Raw genomic sequence first — 19,306 nt, 5'->3', positions numbered from 1 at the left:
CGCAATGCAGCCCGTTTTGCTTGTTGCGCGCGCCGCGATGGCGCCAGCGGCTTACTTCTTGAGCGACTCGACCAGGTCGATATAGCCTTGCTTGGCTTCGTCCTGGCTCTTGCCCTTCAGGGCGGCCCAGGCGTCGTACTTGGCGCGGCCCACGAAATCGGTGAAGCCGGGGCGGTCGCCGGTGGCGTCGCCCACGCTGCCTTGCTTGAACAGCGAGTACATCTGCAGCAGGGTGTTGTTGTCAGGCTTGGCGGGCAGCAGCTTGGAGTCTGCCAGGGCCTTGTCGAAGCGGGCTTGAAGATCGGACATGTTTGTCTCCTGTGAAAACGCAGGCGCATGTTACTGCCCGTTTGACGAAGCTGCATCACCGCGGGCCCCCTCAAGCCAGTGCCAGAGAAACCATGGGGTCATCCAGGATTCTCTAGAATCCTTCCCCTCATGAGCGCAGTTTCATTCCAGAACGTCACCAAAACCTTCCAGTCGGGCGATCGCACCGTGCGCGCACTGCAAGGCGTCAGCTTCGACATCGAAGAGGGTGAATTTTTCGGCCTGCTGGGCCCCAACGGTGCCGGCAAGACCACGCTGATCAGCATCCTGGCGGGCCTGAGCAGGGCTTCGTCGGGCAAGGTGTCTGTTCAGGGGCACGATGTGGTGGGCGATTACGCCGCCGCTCGCAAGGCCCTGGGCGTCGTCCCGCAGGAACTGGTGTTCGACCCCTTCTTTTCGGTGCGTGAAACCTTGCGCATCCAGAGCGCCTACTTCGGCCTGCGCCGCAACGACGACTGGATCGACGAGCTGCTGGCCAACCTGGGCCTGAGCGACAAGGCTGATGCCAACATGCGCCAGCTGTCCGGCGGCATGAAACGGCGCGTGCTGGTGGCGCAGGCCCTGGTGCACCGCCCACCCGTGATCGTGCTGGACGAGCCCACCGCCGGCGTGGACGTCGAGCTGCGCCAGACGCTGTGGCATTTCATCGCCCAGCTCAACAAGCAAGGCCACGCCGTCTTGCTGACCACGCACTACCTGGAAGAGGCCGAGGCCTTGTGCGGCCGCATCGGCATGCTCAAACAGGGGCAGCTGGTGGCGCTGGACCGCACCTCGGCTTTGCTGGCGGGCACGGCCTCCACCATGTTGCGCTTCAAGACCGATCAAGCCCTGCCGCCCGAGCTGGCCGCGCATGCCCGGATCACGGGCCGCATCGTGCAATTGCCCGCGCATGATGCCAACGAGATCGAGCAGATCCTGGTGCAGCTTCGCCAGGCCCGCTGCCACGTGGAAGACCTGGAGATGGGTCGGGCCGATCTGGAGGATGTCTTCCTGTCCATCATGCAGGGCCACCACGGCACGCAAGCCAAGGCGGAGGTGGCCGCATGAACTGGGTTGATTCCGTTCAGGGCGCGCGCCCGCTGTTCATCAAGGAAGTGCTGCGTTTCTGGAAGGTGAGCTTCCAGACCATCGGTGCGCCGGTGCTGACCTCCGTGCTCTATCTGCTGATCTTCGGCCATGTGCTGGAAGACCATGTGCAGGTGTTCAAGGGTGTGGGCTACACCCGCTTCCTGATCCCGGGGCTGGTGATGATGAGCCTCCTGCAGAACGCCTTTGCCAACAGCTCCTCGTCGCTGATCCAGAGCAAGATCACGGGCAACCTCGTGTTCGTGTTGCTGACGCCACTGTCGCACCGCGCCTGGTTCATCGCCTATGTCAGCGCCTCGCTGGTGCGTGGCCTGGCGGTGGGGGCGGGCGTGTTCGCCGTGACGGCCTGGTTTGCGCCGCCCGGCCTGGCCGAGCCCTGGTGGGCGCTGATCTTTGCCGTGCTGGGCGGCACGCTGCTGGGCTCGCTGGGCCTGATCGCCGGGCTGTGGGCCGACAAGTTCGACCAGATGGCAGCTTTCCAGAACTTCATCATCGTGCCCATGACCTTCCTGTCGGGCGTGTTCTACTCGGTGCACTCGCTGCCAGGTTTCTGGCAGGGCCTGTCGCACCTCAACCCCTTCTTCTATCTGATCGACGGCTTCCGCCGCGGCTTTTTCGGTGCGAGCGACGTCAGCCCCTGGCTCAGCCTGGGTGTGGTGGCGACTGCCACACTGGGTGTTTCCGCCCTGGCGCTGCATCTTTTGAAGACCGGGTACAAAATCCGTTCCTGATTTCCCTTCTTTGTCCTTTTCAGAGTCCACCATGGCCAATCCCACGCCCGCCCAGATCCAGCAATACATCGCCGCCGGTCTGCCCTGCGATCACCTGGAAGTGGAAGGTGACGGTGAGCACTTTTTCGCCACCATCGTGTCGGCCGAGTTCGAAGGCAAGACCCGAATTGGTCGCCACCAGCGCGTTTACCAGGCCCTGGGCGATAGAATGCGGGCTGAGATCCATGCCCTGTCCATGAAGACTTTGACGCCCGCCGAGTGGGCGACCCAGGCTCCCAAGGCCTGATTTCACAGTCTGAAGTGGCCGCAAGGCACTCAGCCAGTTTTATCCCTCTCTAATCAGGCGCGACTACCGCTTTGGCGGCAGCTTCGCGCCCTTTGTGTTTCCTCATGGACAAACTCCTGATCCGCGGCGGTCGTCGTCTGCAAGGCGAAGTGATCATTTCCGGTGCCAAGAATGCCGCCTTGCCAGACCTGTGCGCCACGCTGCTGAGTGCTGAGCCAGTCACGCTGGCCAATGTGCCGCAACTGCAGGACGTGTCCACCACACTCAAGCTGCTGGCCAACATGGGCGTCGTGGCCGAGCGCCATGCCGATGACGCCAGCACCATGACCCTGGATGCCGGCCGTGTGGACAAGCCCGAAGCACCGTATGAGCTGGTCAAGACCATGCGCGCCTCCATCCTGGTGCTGGGCCCGCTGCTGGCGCGCTTCGGCCGTGCTCGCGTGTCGCTGCCCGGCGGTTGCGCGATTGGTTCGCGCCCCGTGGACCAGCACATCAAGGGCCTGCAGGCCATGGGCGCGCAGATCTCGGTGGAGCATGGCTACATCGAAGCACGCACGCCCCTGGATGCCAACGGCCAGCCCACCCGCCTGAAGGGCGCCCGCATCACGACCGACATGGTCACCGTCACCGGCACGGAAAACCTGCTGATGGCCGCCACGCTGGCCGAGGGTGAAACCATCCTCGAAAACGCCGCGCAAGAGCCTGAAATCACCGACCTGGCCAATCTGCTGATCGCCATGGGCGCGAAGATCGAAGGGCAGGGCACGCACCGCATCCGCATCCAGGGCGTGGACAAGCTCCATGGCCTGAGCGGCGCGCAAGCCCACCAGATCATCCCCGACCGCATTGAAACCGGCACCTTCCTGTGCGCCGTGGGTGCCACGGGCGGCGACGTGACCTTGCGCAAGGCCGATGCCGAGCACCTGGAGTCCGTCATCGAGAAGCTGCGTGAAGCCGGTGTGAGCATCGAATCCGGCGAAGGCTGGATCCGCGTCAAGGCCGATGTGCGCCCCAAGGCCGTGGGCTTCCGCACCCGCGAGTACCCCGCCTTCCCGACCGACATGCAGGCCCAGTTCATGGCGCTCAACTGCGTGGCCGAAGGCACCGCCGTGATCCACGAGACGATCTTTGAAAACCGCTTCATGCACGTCAACGAGCTGATCCGCCTGGGTGCCAGCATCGCCGTGGACGGCCACAGCGCCGTGGTCACGGGCGTGCCCAAGCTGTCGGGCGCCACCGTGATGGCCACCGACCTGCGTGCGTCTGCCAGCCTGGTGATCGCCGGCCTGGTGGCCGAGGGCGAGACCCTGGTTGACCGCATCTACCACCTCGACCGTGGTTATGACCGCATGGAAGCCAAGCTGCGAGGCATCGGCGCCGACATCGAACGCGTCAAGGCATAAGGCGCTGCAACAACATGATCACCCTTGCACTTTCCAAAGGCCGCATCTTCGAAGAAACCTTGCCCCTGCTGGCCGCAGCCGGCATCGAGGTGACCGAGGATCCGGAAAAGACCCGCAAGCTCATTCTGCCCACGACGCGTCCTGATGTGCGCGTGGTGCTGGTGCGCGCCTCCGATGTGCCCACCTATGTGGAATACGGCGGTGCCGACATCGGCGTGGCCGGCAAGGACATCCTGATCGAGCACGGTGGCGACAACCTTTACCAGCCGCTGGACCTGAACATCGCCAAGTGCCACATGAGCGTGGCCGTGCGTGCCGACTTCGACTACGAAGCCGCCGTGAAGCAGGGTTCGCGCATCCGTGTGGCCACCAAGTACACCACCATCGCGCGTGATCACTTCGCCAACAAGGGCGTGCACGTGGACCTGATCAAGCTGTACGGCTCGATGGAGCTCGCTCCGCTGACCGGCCTGGCCGATGCCATCGTCGACCTGGTCTCGACGGGCAACACGCTCAAGGCCAACAAGCTGGTCGAAGTCGAGCACATCATGAACATCAGCTCGCGTCTGGTGGTCAACCAGGCCTCGCTCAAGCTCAACCGCGAGCCGATTCGCGCGCTGATCCAGGCTTTCGAGTCGGCCATCCCGAAGAACAAGTAAGCCAGCCAGAAACAAGCGCTATGGCGTTCATCGTGAATGCCCATCGCGCCAGTGCCCCACCCACGTCTGATTTCTGAGATCCTCTCGCTCATGACAGTCCAGATCCGCCACCTCGCTACCACTCAGCCCGATTTCGATGCCGCCTTCCAGAAGGTGCTGCATTGGTCGGCCGAGACCGACACGGCCATCGAAGACCGCGTGGGCGCCATCCTGGCCGATGTTCGCCTGCGTGGTGATGCGGCCGTGCTGGAGTACACCGGTCGTTTCGATCACCTGCCGGTGGACAGCATGGCGGCACTGGAGCTGGGCCAGGCGGAGTTGAAGGCCGCTTTCGACAGCCTGCCCGCCGTGCAGCGCGACGCCCTGGAAAGTGCCGCGAAACGCGTGCGCAGCTACCACGAGCGCCAGAAGGAGGCCTGTGGCCTGAGCTGGCAATACCGCGATGAAGACGGCACCTTGCTGGGCCAGAAGGTCACGCCGCTGGACCGCGTGGGCATCTACGTGCCCGGTGGCAAGGCTGCTTATCCCTCGTCCGTGCTGATGAACGCCATCCCCGCCCATGTGGCCGGCGTGGCCGAGATCATCATGGTCGTGCCCACGCCACGCGGCGAGAAGAACCCGCTGGTGCTGGCCGCAGCCTATGTGGCCGGCGTGAGCCGCGCTTTCACCATCGGTGGCGCCCAGGCCGTGGCCGCGCTGGCTTACGGCACGGCCACGGTCCCGAAGGTCGACAAGATCACCGGCCCCGGCAATGCCTATGTGGCCAGCGCCAAGAAGCATGTGTTCGGCCAGGTCGGCATCGACATGATCGCCGGCCCCAGCGAAATCCTGGTGCTGGCCGATGGCTCCACGCCGCCCGACTGGGTCGCGATGGACCTGTTCAGTCAGGCCGAGCACGACGAACTGGCCCAGAGCATCCTGCTGTGCCCGGACGCCACCTACATCGCCAAGGTGCAGGCCGAGATCGACCGTCTGCTGCCCACCATGCCCCGCGCCGACATCATCCGCGCCTCGCTGGAAGGCCGTGGCGCCCTGATCCACACGCGCAGCATGGAAGAGGCCTGCGAGATCTCCAACCGCATCGCGCCAGAGCACCTTGAAGTCAGCAGCAACGACCCGCACAAGTGGGAGCCCTTGCTCAAGCACGCCGGCGCCATCTTCCTGGGTGCCTACACCTCCGAGTCGCTGGGCGACTACTGCGCTGGCCCCAACCACGTGCTGCCCACCTCCGGCACAGCCCGTTTCTCGTCGCCCCTGGGTGTGTACGACTTCCAGAAGCGTTCCAGCCTGATCGAGGTGAGCGAAGCCGGCGCGCAAGTGCTGGGCAAGACGGCCGCGGTGCTGGCTTATGGCGAAGGCCTGCAGGCCCACGCCCAGGCCGCTGAGTTCCGTCTGAAGAAATAAGCCATGAGCCTGCTCGACGTTTTCCGCCCCGATGTCCGCGCCATGCACGCTTACGTGGTGCAGGACGCCGCTGGCTACATCAAGCTCGACGCGATGGAGAACCCCTTCACGCTGCCGCCTGAGCTGCAGGCGAAGCTGGGTGAGCGCCTGGGCCAGGTGGCCATGAACCGCTACCCCGGCGTGCGCGTCAATGACCTGCATGCCGCCTTGCGGGCCTATGCCCACGTGCCCGCCGATCACGGCCTGGTGCTGGGCAATGGTTCGGATGAACTGATCTCGCTGCTGTCGGTGGCCTGTGCCCAGCCAGGTGCCGTGGCCCTGGCGCCGCTGCCGGGCTTCGTCATGTACGAGGCCTTTGCCAAACAAAGTGGCATGCAGTTCGTCGGCGTACCCCTGACGCCCGATTTCGAGCTGGACGGCCCCGCCATGCTGGCCGCCATCCGCGCGCACAAGCCCGCGTTGACCTACATCGCCTACCCGAACAACCCCACGGCCAACCTGTGGGACGACGCGGTGATCGAGCAGATCATCGACGCCGTGGGCGCCAACGGCCAGGGGCTGGTCATCATCGACGAGGCCTACCAGCCCTTCGCCAGCAAGAGCTACCTCGAACGCCTCACGAAGCACCCGCACGTGCTGCTGATGCGCACCCTGTCCAAATTTGGCCTGGCCGGCATCCGCCTGGGTTACATGATGGGCCGCAAGGACCTGATCGAGCAGGTCGAAAAAGTGCGTCCGCCCTACAACATCAGCGTGCTGAATGTGGAAGCGGCGCTGTTCGCCCTGGAGCACGCCGACGAGTTCGCCCGCCAGGCCGAAGTCATCAAGTCCGAGCGCGAGCGTCTGCTGTCGGCCCTGGCCACCATGCCTGGTGCCCAGGCTTACCCCAGTCAGGCCAACATGATCCTGGTGCGCGTGAATGACGCGGCTGGCACCTTCAACGCCCTGAAAGCCAAGGGCATTCTGATTAAAAATGTGGCGGGCCTGCACGGTTTGCTGGCAAACTGTATCCGCCTGACCGTAGGGAAACCCTCGGAAAATGACGCGCTCATCGCGGCATTGACCGAACTCCTGCGCGAACCCCTGAATTCCAACCCCGCATGAACGCTCCTGACATGGTTGCCCAAGCTGGCGCCGACCGCGTGGCCGAGGTCACTCGCAACACCGCTGAAACCCAGATCACCGTCCGCGTCAACCTGGACGGTACCGGCGCGGCCAAGCTGCACACCGGCATCGGTTTCTTCGACCACATGCTCGACCAGATCGCACGCCACGGCCTGATCGATCTGGACATCCACGCCGTGGGCGATCTGCACATCGACGGCCACCACACGGTGGAAGACGTCGGCATCACCCTGGGCCAGGCTTTTGCCAAGGCCGTGGGCGACAAGAAGGGCATCCGCCGCTACGGCCACGCCTACGTGCCTCTGGACGAGGCCCTGTCGCGCGTCGTGATCGATTTCTCCGGCCGTCCCGGCCTGCACATCGACATCCCCTTCACGGCCGGCAGCATTGGCGGCTTCGACACCCAGTTGACCTACGAGTTCTTCCAGGGCTTCGTCAACCACGCTGGCGTCACCCTGCACATCGACAACCTGAAGGGCGTCAACGCGCACCATCAGGCCGAAACCGTGTTCAAGGCCTTTGCCCGTGCGCTGCGCGGCGCGCTGGAGCGCGACCCCCGCATGGCTGGCGTGATCCCGTCCACCAAAGGCTCGCTGTGAGCCCGTGCCCCTGTAGTGATGCTTTCTTCTTGACTCCATGAGCCAGACATCGACAGTGGCCGTCATTGACTACGGCATGGGCAACCTGCGTTCCGTCTCGCAGGCGGTTGAACACGCAGCCAGGGATCTGAACCTCAAGGTCGTGGTGACCAATGACCCGGATGTGGTGCACGCTGCCGAGCGTGTGGTGCTGCCCGGGCAGGGCGCCATGCGCGATTGCATGCGCGAACTGCGCGGTGCCCATGGCGGTGGCCTGCTGGGCGCCGTGCTGGATGCCGCCGCGAACAAGCCCCTGATGGGCGTGTGCGTGGGCATGCAGATGCTGCTGGATCACTCCGAAGAGCAGGACACCCCCGGCCTGGGTCTGCTGCCCGGCAAGGTGATCAAGTTCCGCCTGGATGGCATGAAACAACCCGATGGCAGCCGCTACAAGGTGCCCCAGATGGGCTGGAACCGCGTGCACCAGCCCCGCCATGAAGGCGTCTGGGGTGGCCAGCCGCATCCGGTCTGGGCAGGGATTCCTGACGACAGCTACTTCTACTTCGTCCACAGCTACCATGCAGTTGTGGATAATCCCCAACATAGCGCAGGCGAGACCGAGTACGGTGTCCGCTTTACCTGCGCCGTTGCCCGGGATAACATTTTCGCCACCCAGTTCCACCCCGAGAAGAGCGCCGAACACGGGCTGGCCCTGTACCGCAATTTCCTGCTCTGGAAGCCTTGACCAGGCGCTTCCAGGGTTTTCTGACGATTTCTCCACCCAACCCGCACCACAGCCATGCTGCTGATCCCTGCGATTGACCTGAAAGACGGCAAATGCGTGCGCCTTAAGCAAGGCGACATGAATGACTCCACCACCTTCGGCGAGGACCCGGCCGCGATGGCCCGGCGCTGGCTGGATGCCGGCGCTCGACGTCTGCACCTGGTGGACCTCAATGGCGCCTTTGCCGGCAAACCCGTCAACGAAGCGGCCATCAAGGCCATCATCAAAGAAGTCGGCAGCGAGATCCCGGTGCAACTGGGTGGCGGCATCCGCGACCTCGACACCATCGAGCGCTATCTGGACGACGGCCTGAGCTACGTCATCATTGGCACGGCTGCGGTCAAGAATCCCGGTTTCCTGCGTGATGCGTGCACCGCCTTTGGTGGTCACATCATCGTGGGCCTGGACGCCAAGGATGGCAAGGTGGCCACCGATGGCTGGAGCAAGCTCTCCGGTCACGAAGTGGTCGATCTCGCCAAGAAGTTCGAAGATTACGGCGTCGAAGGCGTGATCTACACCGACATCGGCCGTGACGGCATGCTCTCGGGCATCAACATCGAAGCCACCGTCAAGCTGGCGCAGGCACTCACCGTGCCCGTGATCGCCTCGGGCGGTCTGTCCAACATCAAGAACATCGAAGAGCTGTGTGCTGTCGAATCCGAAGGCGTGGAGGGTGTGATCTGTGGTCGCGCCATCTACACCGGTGACCTCGATTTCGCGGCCGCTCAGAAGCGCGCCGACGAACTCAATGGCGAAGGCTGATCGAGCAAAGGCCTTCCAGTGCTAGCCAAACGCATCATTCCCTGCCTGGACGTCACGGGCGGGCGCGTCGTCAAGGGCGTCAACTTTGTCGAGTTGCGTGACGCCGGCGACCCGGTCGAAATCGCGGCGCGCTACAACGAGCAAGGCGCCGACGAGCTCACCTTCCTGGACATCACCGCCACCAGCGATGGTCGCGACATGATCCTGCACATCATCGAAGCCGTGGCTTCGCAGGTCTTCATCCCGCTGACGGTGGGTGGTGGCGTGCGCACCGTGGATGACGTGCGCCGACTGCTCAATGCAGGCGCGGACAAGGTCAGCTTCAACTCCGCTGCCTTGGCCAACCCGCCAGTGATCCGTGATGCCTCGGACAAATACGGTTCACAGTGCATCGTGGTGGCCATTGATGCCAAGCGTCGCCAGGGCGATGACCTGGCCGCACGTGGGCCGGGCTGGGACGTCTACAGCCATGGCGGCCGCAAGAACGTGGGCCTGGATGCCGTGGCCTGGGCCAGGCAGATGGCCGAGCATGGCGCCGGCGAGATCCTGCTGACCAGCATGGACAAGGACGGTACCAAGTCGGGCTTCGATCTGGAGCTGACCCGTGCCGTGAGCGATGCTGTGGGCGTGCCCGTGATCGCCTCGGGTGGCGTGGGCAACCTCGATCACCTGGCCGATGGCGTGCAGCAGGGCGGGGCGGATGCCGTGCTGGCTGCCAGCATCTTCCATTACGGCGAATACACCGTGGCGCAAGCCAAGGCCTTGATGGCGCAACGAGGCATTCCCGTTCGCATCTGACGCCAGCGCAACCCAGGTTCAAGCCCGGTGCACAAGGCATCAGGCGAGAGACCCCGAAAGGCCGCATCTTGCGGCCTTTTCTTTTGGCGTGAACGACATCACATCTCTGCCAACATGGGTTTGAGTCCGTGTGCCATGACGCCGACATATCAGGCGTAATGTGTGTCTCGGGAATACATCTTCGTCAGGAGTGACTCATGCCCCAAACCCATCGCTTCAAGCCGCTGCCACTGTCGTCCATGACGCACGCGCCCGAGCTGCCCAAGGTGCAGCGCCTGGCCCAGCCGCATGATGCGGCGCTGAGTCTGTTGACCGATCTGCACCACAGTGCCTGCGTCGTGGCGCATCAACAGGATGGCCTGGATCAGACCATGCATCTGATGATGCGTGCGGGTGTGCGCATGGTGTTCGTGTCCGGTGTCCATGGTGAACTGATCGGCATGGTCACGGCGGAAGACATCCAGGGCGAGCGCCCCGTGCTGCGGGCATCCAGCCAACTGGTGCCTCACCGCGAATTGACCGTGGCCGATGTCATGGTGCCCGTGACCCAGTGGGACACCGTGGACCTGGCCGCCGTGCGCACCGCCCGCCTGGGTGACATCGCCGAGACCATGCACGAGCATGGCCTGCGCTACCTGCTGGTGACGCAACAGAAGCAAGGCAAGACCATGCTGCGTGGCATGTTCTCTGCCCGCCGCCTGGAAATGGCCATGAACACCACGATCGAGCCGGATCTGCACTCACGCAGTTTTGCCGAGCTGGAGATGGTGTTGGCGCACTGAGGGCCCGCGAGCCGGCCTCATGCCTGGCCCGATGTGGCTGGTAGCCAGAGTTCGAAGCAAGCCCCTTCGCCGGGCTTGTTGATGACCTTGACCTGCCCGCCGTGGCGCCGCGCCACCGTGTCGATGAAGACCAGCCCCAGGCCGATGCCGGCGGCCAGCTTGGAAGGGCGCCCCTGTTCAACGCGTTCATAGCGTTTGAACAGCCGCCCCAGTTCCGACTCCGGGATGCCGGGGCCCTGGTCGCGCACGGCAATCACATGCCAGTCATGATGCTGTGTGACGGCCACCGAGACTTGCCCACCCTTGGGGCTGAACTTGATGGCATTGCTCAGCAGGTTGATCACGGCGCGGTGAACCAGGTACTCGTCAAACGACAAGGGCTGTTCACGGCCGGGTGGCCAGTTGCCCGACAAGGTGATGTCCTTGGTGCGTGCCTGCAACTGCATGTCGTTCAGGCAGTCCTGCGCCAGCTTGATCAGGTCACCCTGGGCAGGTGAGATGGCACGTGTCTCCGCCCGCATCACCTGCAGCAGCTCTTCACACAGCTCCAGCGTGTGGCGAGCCATGGCTTCCACATGTTTGAGCGTTTCCTCCTGCGACATGTGGCCGCCAATCCGATGCAGCTCCACCAGCGAGATCAGCGACGCCTGCGGCGAGCGGATGTCGTGTGCGATGAAGCCCAGCAGTTCAGCGCGCTGGAGTTCGGCTTCCTGCAAGGCGGTGACATCGGTGGCGCACACGATGGCGCCGCTGTCCGGCATCGCATCATCGGCCGCCACCATGGCCACCAGATACTGCTTGCCGCGCGGGTGCACGGCTTCCGTGCTCAAGGCCTGGTGCCCCTGACGCGCCTTGTCCAGCAGCATGTCCCAGGTCGGCGCTTCGGTGGGCGTCAGGGGGGACAGCACCTCGCTCAGGCGCCGGCCTGTCAACGCAGACGGATGGCTGAAGCCGGTCATCGCGCAGGCTTGCTGATTGGCCTGGGTCACGATGTGCCGCGCATCCACGACAAACACCGCATCGGGCAGGGTGGCCAGGGTGTGCGCCAGCAGTTGCCGCGCCTGTCTCAGCTGTGCGCCAGCCAGGCTGATGGCGTCCGTGCGCCTTTGCATGAAGTCCGCGCCTGTTCGTTCATTGGCGGGAGGCAGGGCAGAGCGCACATCGGGCTCGCTGGCCATCGCTTGCAGTTCCAGCTCCAGATCGTGCGCGGTGGCTTCCAGCCTGCGCCAGCTCCATACCGGATAGCTCAACAGTGCCCCCAGGACCAGCCCGAATGGCGGCCACCAGATGCCCCATGCCATCAGGCCCCACGAGGCCAGCACGGCGCCTGCCGCCAGGCTGGCGCTGGCGATCAGGGCCTGGCGCGGTGCGGCATGCCGGAAGAACCACAACAGGGCGAGCACCAGCAAGGCTGACAGTGTGGCGCTGGCTGCGGCCGGCAGGACCTTGATGCGTTGCCCTTGTCGCAGCGCATCCAGCAACTGGGCAATGACTTCCACGCCGGCCATGCCTTCGCCCAGTTGGGATACCGGTGTCTGGAAGGTTTCGCCCAGGCCGTGGGCCGTCACACCAATCAGCACATGGCGCTGGCGAAAGGTCTCGGGCGCGACCTCGCCTCGCAACACCGCAGCGTACGACACATGGGCAATGCGCCCCGGTGCGCCCAGAAAGGGTATGGCCATGGCTTGATCGCGGTGCCAGTAGGCCGATGTCGATGGCATGTGCTGCCCGGCCTGTCTGGGGATGTCTGGTGGCCACTCGCCGGCCACTTGCAGCATGGCCAGCGCCGGATGGGGGTAGCGGTTGGCCTGGCTGCCTGCCCACAGATAGGCCCAGCGCACGGTGCCGTCCACATCCAGGGCGGCATCCGCGTGGGCCAGCGTGGTGCCTTCCTGGAACTGGGGCAAGGGCCGCAGTTCATGGCCATGCCCCGTGCCATCCAGGGCATGGCTGACAGGCAGCACCACCTTGCCGGATTCGCGCATGGCCTGTGCCAGCACGCTGTCTTGCTGTGGGTCGGTATCGGCCTCGCTCAGCAGCAGGTCGATCATCACCGATTTCGGCCCAGCCTGTTGAATCTGCTTCAACGCCTGCGCATGAACGGCGCGCTTCCAGGGCCACCGGCCAATTGCCTGCAGGCTGGCATCGTCAATGGCGACGATCACGATGTCCTTCGCGGGCGCCCGCAGCCAGGTGCTCTGTGCCGCGTCATAGACAGCCTGATCGAGATGCCAGGTCCAGTGCCACCAGCAGGCAGCGCTGGTCAGCACCATCAGGCAGAGGCTGACCAGCCACCATTCACGTTGCTGACGGGTGGTGCGCGGTTCGGACGTCATGGTTGCGAGGTGACGAAGCGTTCACTGCCGCGCACGCATGTGCCGTTGCCACTGCGCACGCAGCTGGGCAGCAGCACCAGTTGGGGTGAAGTGTAGGGGCCCACGAAACCGTCGGGATCAATGGCCCGGTATCGCACATACAGACGCCCGCCTTCGGCTGGCCTGGGCAAGCTCACCTCTGGTGAGTCCGACGAGACAGCCTTGATCAGGTCAGCGAAACCGTCGTCTCGGGCCATCTGGAACTCGAATCGTTGGCCAGGTTCAGCCTGCAGGGTGAACTGGAGCGTATCCGGGGTGAGCTTCGGTGGGGGTGGTTGAGCGGGCGGCTCGCGCATCATCAGGGCCTGGGCGTCGCCCCATGGGCCCGGATCAGGGGTGCCTGTGCTGGTCGACGCCGTCGTGGCGATGCGCCAGAAGTAGTCGCCGGCAGGCAGTGGTGCGATCAACTGTGTGTCGCGGATATCGGCGTGCTCCACCACGAGTTGCTTGAAGTCTGCATCGCGCGCGATTTGCAGGCGGTAGCGTGTGGCCTGCGGGTGGCTGGTCCAGTTCAGCGTGGCTTCGCGGGCCCTCAGCTTGGCCTGGTGGCCGGGCGCGGTCGGAATGGGGGGCTCCGGCCTGGCCTTGAGCTGGAAGGTGGCCTGGGCGTCCTGACCCTCCAGCCCCTGGGCATTGGCCACGCGCATGCGCAGGAAGTAAACGCCGTCAGGCAGCTCGCTGACCCTGAATCGCGGCTGTGTGTCGGTCAGCTCGGCGCGCACACGGCGGAAGTCGGCATCCTCGGCAATCTGAAGGCGGTAGCTGGTCGCGCCGGGTGCGGTAGGCAGATCCATGCGCAGCAGCGGGCGCTCGAACAAGGCAGGCAAGGGTGTGAGGTCTGGCGCAGAGGGCAAGGGCACGGGTGGCGCAACCTGGCTGCCGCCAACTGCCACCGTACCCTGTCCTGCGCCGAGCAGGGCGGCCTGCTTGCCACTGGACACGGCCACCGTGCCGGTCAAGGTTTCGCCCAAGGTACGGCGGGCGTCGGAGGCCACGCGGAAGGTCGTGCCACGCACGCCGAGCACCGCCTGCGGCGTCTTGATCTGATAGCGGGGCTGGCCGCCGGTCAGGTGGGTGACCAGTGACTCGACGCGCCCGCGCAGGACCGACCAGACGGATGCGTAAAAGCCCGCTTCCTCGTAATGCTGAGAGCTGTCCAGCCGGGCCTGGGTGTCGGCCTGGATCTTGAGGATGGAGCCATCGGCGAGCTGCACCGTCACATAGCCGTTCGGGCTGGTGCGCAAGGTCATGCCGGGGGGCACCGCGTCGCCCTTTCTGACCTCTTGCGGCACGGTAGCCAGTCCCGCCCTGCTGTCCTGTTGGGCCGTGGCCTGGCCGACTACTTCCAGCACCACGCCAGGCCTGGGTGTGGCCTTCATCTGCTCGACGGGGATGCACAGTGCTGTCCCGATCGGAATGCGCCGCGGGTTGGGAACATGGTTGACGTGCGCCAGCACCTGCCAGTGCTGCGGCTGCGCCAGATAGCGCTGGCTCAAGGCGATGAGGGTGTCGCCCGCCACCGCCGTGTGCGTGTGGCAGGACGCCGTGCCCGCCAGGACGAGATCAGGGCAGCATGTCAGTGATGCTGCGCACATCCAGACACCTGCCCAGGCTGTTCGATGGGCGAGCAGCATGGCCAAAACTTCCCGGGTTTGTTTGATTCGCGCAGAGCTTACGCGATGCCCGGGAGCGCGGCAATGAGGTCAATCAGGCTCAGGCGGGATTGTCGATATCCAGAAACGCATGTTGCAAACCCAGATTGACTTCCAGGTGGCGGCCAACGGCCTGCACGCCATAGCGTTCGCTGGCGTGGTGGCCGCAAGCCAGGAAGGCCACGCCGGTTTCCCGGGCGTAGTGGGCCTGGGGTTCTGAAATCTCGCCCGTGAGGAACACGTCCACCCCGGCGGCAATGGCACCTTCAAAATACCCTTGCGCGCCTCCGCTGCACCAGGCCGCGCGCTTCAACGGGCGCCCATCTCCTGGCACCACGACTGGTGCACGCCCCAGCTTGCGTTTCACGAGTTCGCTCAGGCGAGGCAAGTCCAGCCCATCGGGCACCGGGCCGATGAAGCCCAGGTCCTGATCACCAAATCGCGCGTCGGCCACCAGGCCCAACTGCTGCCCCCACTGGGCGTTGTTGCCCAGCGTGGCGTGGGCGTCCAGGGGCAGGTGATAGGCGAACAGGTTGATATCGTGCCTGATGAGTTGGGCCAGGCGTTGTTTCATCCAGCCCGTGACCCGGCCATCCTGCCCGCGCCAGAACAGGCCGTGGTGCACGACGATGGCATCGGCCCCGGCGGCAATGGCGGCGTCGATCAGTGCCAGACTGGCGGTCACGCCCGTCACCACCTTGTGAATCTCGCGCTTGCCCTCAACTTGCAGACCGTTCGGCCCATAATCCTTGAATCGGTCGGCCTCCAGCAGTTGTTGCAGATGGCCTTGCAAGGCGTCTCGGTCGATCATGGCTGGCCTTTCTGGCGAACGTTGTTCATGGTTCCTGGCATTCATGCGTAAAACCTGGCTGATTTTCTCGCAGACCGTGACCGTATCGGTTGCCGTGCTGTTTGTGGTGTCGACATTCAAACCACAGTGGATCCAGGCGGTGTCCTGGCGGCAAGTCCTGCCCGGCGCGACGGTGGCCGTGGCACCCGCTGTGCCGGCTGCGCCGCCCAAAGGGCAGGGCATGCCGGCGCTTGGGTTCAGGGAGGCCGCGCAACGTGCCGCTCCCACGGTTGTCAGCGTGGTGACCAGCAATTCCGCTGCGCGCAATCCGCGTCGCAACGACCCCTGGTTCCGCTACTTTTTCGGTGATCAGGAGGGGCAGCCGCAATCTGGCGTGGGCTCCGGCGTGATCGTGTCGCCTGAAGGCTATGTCCTGACCAACAACCATGTGGTCGACCGCATGGACGATATCGAGGTCATGCTCACTGACGGGCGCAAGGCTTCCGCCAAGGTCATCGGTACGGATCCGGATACCGATCTGGCGGTGCTCAAGGTGGATCTGGATCGCCTGCCTGCCATCACTTTGGGTGATTCGGATGCCATCCAGGTGGGCGATGCCGTGCTGGCGATTGGCAACCCGTTTGGCGTGGGGCAGACCGTGACGGCCGGCATCGTCAGTGCCCTGGGGCGCAATCAGCTGGGCATCAACACCTTCGAGAACTTCATCCAGACCGATGCGGCGATCAACCCCGGCAACTCCGGTGGTGCGCTGGTGGACACCAACGGCAATCTGGTGGGCATCAACAGTGCCATCTACTCTCGCTCGGGTGGCAGCCTGGGGATCGGGTTTGCCATTCCGGTTTCCACTGCGCGTCAGGTGATGGAGAGCCTGATCAAGGAAGGGCAGGTCACACGAGGGTGGATCGGTGTCGAGCCCCGTGACCTCACCCCCGAAATGGCAGAGACCTTCAGCCTGCCCGTGAAGGATGGCGTGCTGATCACCGGGGTGCTGCACAACGGCCCGGCAGCCCAGGGCGGCCTGCGCCCGGGTGATGTGGTCGTGGCGGTGGCGGGTGCCAAGGTGGCCAATACGGCGCAGTTGCTGGCCACAGTGGCCGCGCTCAAGCCGGGTTCTCCAGCCGTGGTGAAGGTGCAGCGTGGTGGCGAAGTGCTCACGCTCAATGTCGTGGTGGCCAAGCGCCCCAGAATACCGGTTCAGCAGCGCAACCAGGACGATCAGTAAGCCCCGGTCGTCAGGGACATCAGGAGGACGCTGCGGCGTCCTCGCTTTCCTCTGGTGCCTTCGTGTGCTTGACGAACAGCTGGGCGGCCCAGATGCCGACTTCATACAGCAGGCACATCGGAATGGCCAGCGAGAGCTGAGACACCACATCCGGTGGGGTGATCACCGCGGCGATGACGAAGGCGATCACGATGAAGTAGCTGCGGAATTCCTTGAACTTCTCCACCGAGACGATGCCCATGCGCGCCAGGATGACGAGCACCACCGGCACCTCGAATGCAGCGCCGAACGCAAGGAACATGTTGAGCACGAAGCTCAGGTAGGCCTCGATGTCAGGCGCGGCCGTGATGCTCTTGGGCGCAAAGCTCTGGATGAAGGTGAACACCTTGCCGAATACGAAGAAGTAGCAGAAGGCCACGCCGGCAAAGAACAACACCGTGCTGGACACGATCAGGGGCAGGACCAGCCGCTTTTCGTGGGTGTACAGACCAGGTGCCACGAAGGCCCAGATCTGGTAGAGCACCACGGGCAAGGCCAGCATGAAGGCCGCCAGCATGGTCACCTTGATCGGCACCATGAAAGGCGAGATCGGATTGGTGGCAATCAGCGTGGCGCCCTTGGGCAGATGCTGTACCAGCGGCATGGCCAGCCAGTCATACAGTGTCGCGGGTGATGGATAGATGGCCAGCACGACGAAACACACGCCGATGGCAATGACGGCCCGAATCAGGCGGTCACGCAGTTCGATCAGGTGGGACACGAATGGCTGTTCGCTGCCATTGAGCTCGTCAGGTTTGTTGGAATCGCTCACACAAGACTCTGTTTAGCGGGGGCCAGGGCGGAAGCGCGCCACGCGCGCTGCGCCGGACTGTACGTGCCGGCGCACACCCGCGCGCTGCTTGTACCAAAGGGGCGTGGCGCCACGCTTGAGACGCCAGTTCTTGCGCACCGGCGGGCCGTAGCTGTAGTAGGGCGCAGGCTCATGACTGGTTTCAGGATAGCCGTCGGCCTGCGGATCGGTGTAGATCGCGTTGCGGGCTTCGTTGATGCGGTCTTCCACCGTTTGCCCGGCGTCACGCGCAGCGTCCTCAAGACCGGTCTTCACCTTCTTGAGTTCTTCGAGCTCGATCGAACGATTGACCTCGCTTTGAACCTGCGACACGTAGCGCTGAGCTTTGCCCAGCAACACCCCCACCGTGCGTGCCACCTTGGGCAGTCGCTCGGGGCCGATGACGATCAGGGCGACCGCGCCGATGATCGCCAGTTTGTCGATACCGAAATCAATCATGGATGACGCACGGCCTCACGGCTGCGCGGTTAAGGCTGATTGACCGATCAGGTTTTGCTCTTGGCATCGACGTCAACCGTGTTGGCGTCGCTGCGAGCGGCATTGGTGACTTGCTGGGGCGCAGCCGAAGCGTCAGCCGAGGTGGTGCCGTCCTTCATGCCATCCTTGAAGCCCTTGACGGCGGCACCCAGATCCGTGCCGACGTTCTTGAGCTTCTTGGTGCCAAACACCATCACCACGATGAGCAGCACGATCAGCCAGTGCCAGATGCTGAATGAACCCATGATCTTCTCCAAAAAGTCAGTCGACTTGAAAACAAAGACGTAATTCTGAGGCGTGCCAGCGAACCGCGTCCGCATAAGCACATGTGTATTCTGATGAAGTTAAGCCTGCATCATTTGTTTTTTGCACTACGGGAGGCGAACTCTTCCAGGCCTGACAGCCCTTCGCGGCGCGCCAGTTCAGCCACCACATCGTGTGGATGCAGGCCCAGATGGGCCATGCCCACCATGGTGTGAAACCACAGGTCGGCGAACTCGCCAACCAGGGCCTTGCGGTGGGCTTCCGAGGGCGCCGCGGCCATGTCCTTGCCGGCCATCACCGTCTCAGTTGCTTCCTCGCCGATCTTTTTCAAGACGGTGTCGGTGCCTTTGTGAAACAGGCGCGCCACGTAACTCTTGTCCGGATCGCCGCCCTTGCGGGATTCGATCACCTCGGCCAGGCGCGTCAGCACGTCCAGCGGGGTGAGCGGTGCGTTGTTCGGGGTAGGGGGCGTGGCGCTCATTTGCGGTAGATGCTGGCAGGGTCCTTGATCACCGGGTCAACCGAGACCCACTGACCATTCTCGTATTTCTGGAAGAAGCAGCTGTGACGGCCGGTGTGGCAGGCAATACCGGGCTCGTGCCCCAGTTGCGTGATGCGCAGCAGCACGACATCGTTGTCGCAGTCCATGCGGATGGCGTGCACCTTCTGGATGTGGCCGGACTCTTCGCCCTTGTGCCACAGCTTCTGGCGCGAGCGGCTCCAGTACACCGCCTCGCCCTTCTCGGCGGTCAATGCCAGGGCCTCGCGGTTCATCCAGGCGAACATCAGCACGTCGCCCGTCGTGTCTTCCTGGGCGATCACGGGTACCAGCCCATTTTCATCCCAGCGGATCTCTTCTAACCAAGTCATGGGTGACAGTGTAGCAATCGAGGGGCCAGGGGCCGTCCGACCTTGCTGTCCGAGGTGACA

The 19,306-nt window shown here is 64.1% G+C and carries 22 protein-coding genes; 13 read left to right on the top strand and 9 right to left on the bottom strand.

Translation table 11 applies throughout. From position 1 onward, the window contains the following. Nucleotides 1–51: 51 nt before the first annotated feature. Nucleotides 52–309: an acyl-CoA-binding protein gene (locus VFW93_RS05925; RefSeq protein ID WP_035035437.1), complete on the bottom strand. Its 258-nt coding sequence runs from the start codon at nucleotides 307–309 to the stop codon at nucleotides 52–54. Between the two features lie 129 nt (nucleotides 310–438). Between VFW93_RS05925 and VFW93_RS05920 the strand changes: the two genes are divergently transcribed. From VFW93_RS05920 to VFW93_RS05865, 12 genes are all read left to right on the top strand, one after another. After that, nucleotides 439–1,374, top strand: coding sequence for an ABC transporter ATP-binding protein (locus VFW93_RS05920; protein ID WP_329693063.1), 936 nt, complete (start codon nucleotides 439–441; stop codon nucleotides 1,372–1,374). Beyond that, nucleotides 1,371–2,144 carry an ABC transporter permease gene (locus VFW93_RS05915; RefSeq protein ID WP_329693062.1) on the top strand — a complete coding sequence of 258 codons (774 nt, stop codon included), beginning with the start codon at nucleotides 1,371–1,373 and terminating at the stop codon, nucleotides 2,142–2,144. The genes VFW93_RS05920 and VFW93_RS05915 overlap by 4 nt, the downstream gene beginning before the upstream one ends. Nucleotides 2,145–2,175: 31 nt before the next feature. Continuing rightward, a complete protein-coding gene (locus VFW93_RS05910; protein WP_329693061.1) occupies nucleotides 2,176–2,430 on the top strand; it encodes a BolA family protein in 255 nt (84 codons plus the stop codon). A gap of 104 nt (nucleotides 2,431–2,534) precedes the next feature. Further along, nucleotides 2,535–3,833, top strand: coding sequence for a UDP-N-acetylglucosamine 1-carboxyvinyltransferase (gene murA, locus VFW93_RS05905; protein ID WP_329693060.1), 1,299 nt, complete (start codon nucleotides 2,535–2,537; stop codon nucleotides 3,831–3,833). A 14-nt stretch (nucleotides 3,834–3,847) separates the two neighbouring features. Beyond that, nucleotides 3,848–4,492, top strand: a complete 645-nt coding sequence (gene hisG, locus VFW93_RS05900; protein WP_290640985.1) for an ATP phosphoribosyltransferase — start codon at nucleotides 3,848–3,850, stop codon at nucleotides 4,490–4,492. A gap of 90 nt (nucleotides 4,493–4,582) precedes the next feature. Beyond that, on the top strand, nucleotides 4,583–5,896 hold the full coding sequence (hisD, locus tag VFW93_RS05895) for a histidinol dehydrogenase (protein ID WP_329693059.1): 1,314 nt from the start codon (nucleotides 4,583–4,585) through the stop codon (nucleotides 5,894–5,896). A gap of 3 nt (nucleotides 5,897–5,899) precedes the next feature. Further along, a complete protein-coding gene (gene hisC / locus VFW93_RS05890) occupies nucleotides 5,900–7,000 on the top strand; it encodes a histidinol-phosphate transaminase (RefSeq protein WP_329693058.1) in 1,101 nt (366 codons plus the stop codon). Continuing rightward, on the top strand, nucleotides 6,997–7,620 hold the full coding sequence (hisB, locus tag VFW93_RS05885; RefSeq protein WP_290678365.1) for an imidazoleglycerol-phosphate dehydratase HisB: 624 nt from the start codon (nucleotides 6,997–6,999) through the stop codon (nucleotides 7,618–7,620). The genes hisC and hisB overlap by 4 nt, the downstream gene beginning before the upstream one ends. Nucleotides 7,621–7,657: 37 nt before the next feature. Then, nucleotides 7,658–8,344, top strand: a complete 687-nt coding sequence (gene hisH / locus VFW93_RS05880; RefSeq protein WP_329693057.1) for an imidazole glycerol phosphate synthase subunit HisH — start codon at nucleotides 7,658–7,660, stop codon at nucleotides 8,342–8,344. A 54-nt stretch (nucleotides 8,345–8,398) separates the two neighbouring features. Further along, the gene (gene hisA, locus VFW93_RS05875) at nucleotides 8,399–9,145 is read left to right on the top strand and encodes a 1-(5-phosphoribosyl)-5-[(5-phosphoribosylamino)methylideneamino]imidazole-4-carboxamide isomerase (RefSeq protein ID WP_329693056.1); all 747 of its coding nucleotides are present in this window, start codon (nucleotides 8,399–8,401) and stop codon (nucleotides 9,143–9,145) included. Nucleotides 9,146–9,163: 18 nt separating this feature from the next. Beyond that, nucleotides 9,164–9,943: an imidazole glycerol phosphate synthase subunit HisF gene (gene hisF / locus VFW93_RS05870; RefSeq protein WP_329693055.1), complete on the top strand. Its 780-nt coding sequence runs from the start codon at nucleotides 9,164–9,166 to the stop codon at nucleotides 9,941–9,943. Between the two features lie 197 nt (nucleotides 9,944–10,140). Further along, nucleotides 10,141–10,725 (top strand): CBS domain-containing protein, encoded by a 585-nt coding sequence (locus VFW93_RS05865; protein ID WP_329693054.1) that lies wholly within the window; start codon nucleotides 10,141–10,143, stop codon nucleotides 10,723–10,725. Nucleotides 10,726–10,742: 17 nt separating this feature from the next. On the opposite strand, the gene VFW93_RS05860 is transcribed toward VFW93_RS05865, so the two are convergent. The 3 genes from VFW93_RS05860 to VFW93_RS05850 form a co-directional block, all read right to left on the bottom strand. Beyond that, entirely contained in the window at nucleotides 10,743–13,061 is a 2,319-nt protein-coding gene (locus VFW93_RS05860; protein WP_329693053.1) for a CHASE2 domain-containing protein, read from the bottom strand. After that, complete coding sequence (locus VFW93_RS05855; protein ID WP_329693052.1) at nucleotides 13,058–14,734, bottom strand: FecR domain-containing protein; 1,677 nt, start codon at nucleotides 14,732–14,734, stop codon at nucleotides 13,058–13,060. Before VFW93_RS05855 ends, VFW93_RS05860 begins: the two co-directional genes overlap by 4 nt. 79 nt (nucleotides 14,735–14,813) lie before the next feature. Beyond that, nucleotides 14,814–15,563: a Nif3-like dinuclear metal center hexameric protein gene (locus VFW93_RS05850; RefSeq protein ID WP_329693051.1), complete on the bottom strand. Its 750-nt coding sequence runs from the start codon at nucleotides 15,561–15,563 to the stop codon at nucleotides 14,814–14,816. 43 nt (nucleotides 15,564–15,606) lie between these two features. On the opposite strand from VFW93_RS05850, the gene VFW93_RS05845 reads away from it, so the two are divergent. Next, nucleotides 15,607–16,785 carry a S1C family serine protease gene (locus VFW93_RS05845; protein ID WP_329693050.1) on the top strand — a complete coding sequence of 393 codons (1,179 nt, stop codon included), beginning with the start codon at nucleotides 15,607–15,609 and terminating at the stop codon, nucleotides 16,783–16,785. A gap of 19 nt (nucleotides 16,786–16,804) precedes the next feature. On the opposite strand, the gene tatC is transcribed toward VFW93_RS05845, so the two are convergent. The 5 genes from tatC to hisI form a co-directional block, all read right to left on the bottom strand. Continuing rightward, nucleotides 16,805–17,596 carry a twin-arginine translocase subunit TatC gene (gene tatC, locus VFW93_RS05840; RefSeq protein WP_329693049.1) on the bottom strand — a complete coding sequence of 264 codons (792 nt, stop codon included), beginning with the start codon at nucleotides 17,594–17,596 and terminating at the stop codon, nucleotides 16,805–16,807. Between the two features lie 12 nt (nucleotides 17,597–17,608). Then, nucleotides 17,609–18,073 carry a twin-arginine translocase TatA/TatE family subunit gene (locus VFW93_RS05835; RefSeq protein ID WP_329693048.1) on the bottom strand — a complete coding sequence of 155 codons (465 nt, stop codon included), beginning with the start codon at nucleotides 18,071–18,073 and terminating at the stop codon, nucleotides 17,609–17,611. 47 nt (nucleotides 18,074–18,120) lie between these two features. After that, the gene (gene tatA, locus VFW93_RS05830; RefSeq protein ID WP_329693047.1) at nucleotides 18,121–18,357 is read right to left on the bottom strand and encodes a Sec-independent protein translocase subunit TatA; all 237 of its coding nucleotides are present in this window, start codon (nucleotides 18,355–18,357) and stop codon (nucleotides 18,121–18,123) included. 110 nt (nucleotides 18,358–18,467) lie between these two features. Beyond that, the gene (locus tag VFW93_RS05825) at nucleotides 18,468–18,857 is read right to left on the bottom strand and encodes a phosphoribosyl-ATP diphosphatase (protein ID WP_329693046.1); all 390 of its coding nucleotides are present in this window, start codon (nucleotides 18,855–18,857) and stop codon (nucleotides 18,468–18,470) included. Further along, nucleotides 18,854–19,246 carry a phosphoribosyl-AMP cyclohydrolase gene (gene hisI / locus VFW93_RS05820; RefSeq protein WP_329693045.1) on the bottom strand — a complete coding sequence of 131 codons (393 nt, stop codon included), beginning with the start codon at nucleotides 19,244–19,246 and terminating at the stop codon, nucleotides 18,854–18,856. The genes VFW93_RS05825 and hisI overlap by 4 nt, the downstream gene beginning before the upstream one ends. Nucleotides 19,247–19,306 lie beyond the last annotated feature (60 nt).

This window comes from Aquabacterium sp. (assembly GCF_036279675.1).
GTDB lineage: Bacteria > Pseudomonadota > Gammaproteobacteria > Burkholderiales > Burkholderiaceae_C > Aquabacterium.
This window is presented reverse-complemented; position numbering and strand designations above follow the sequence as displayed.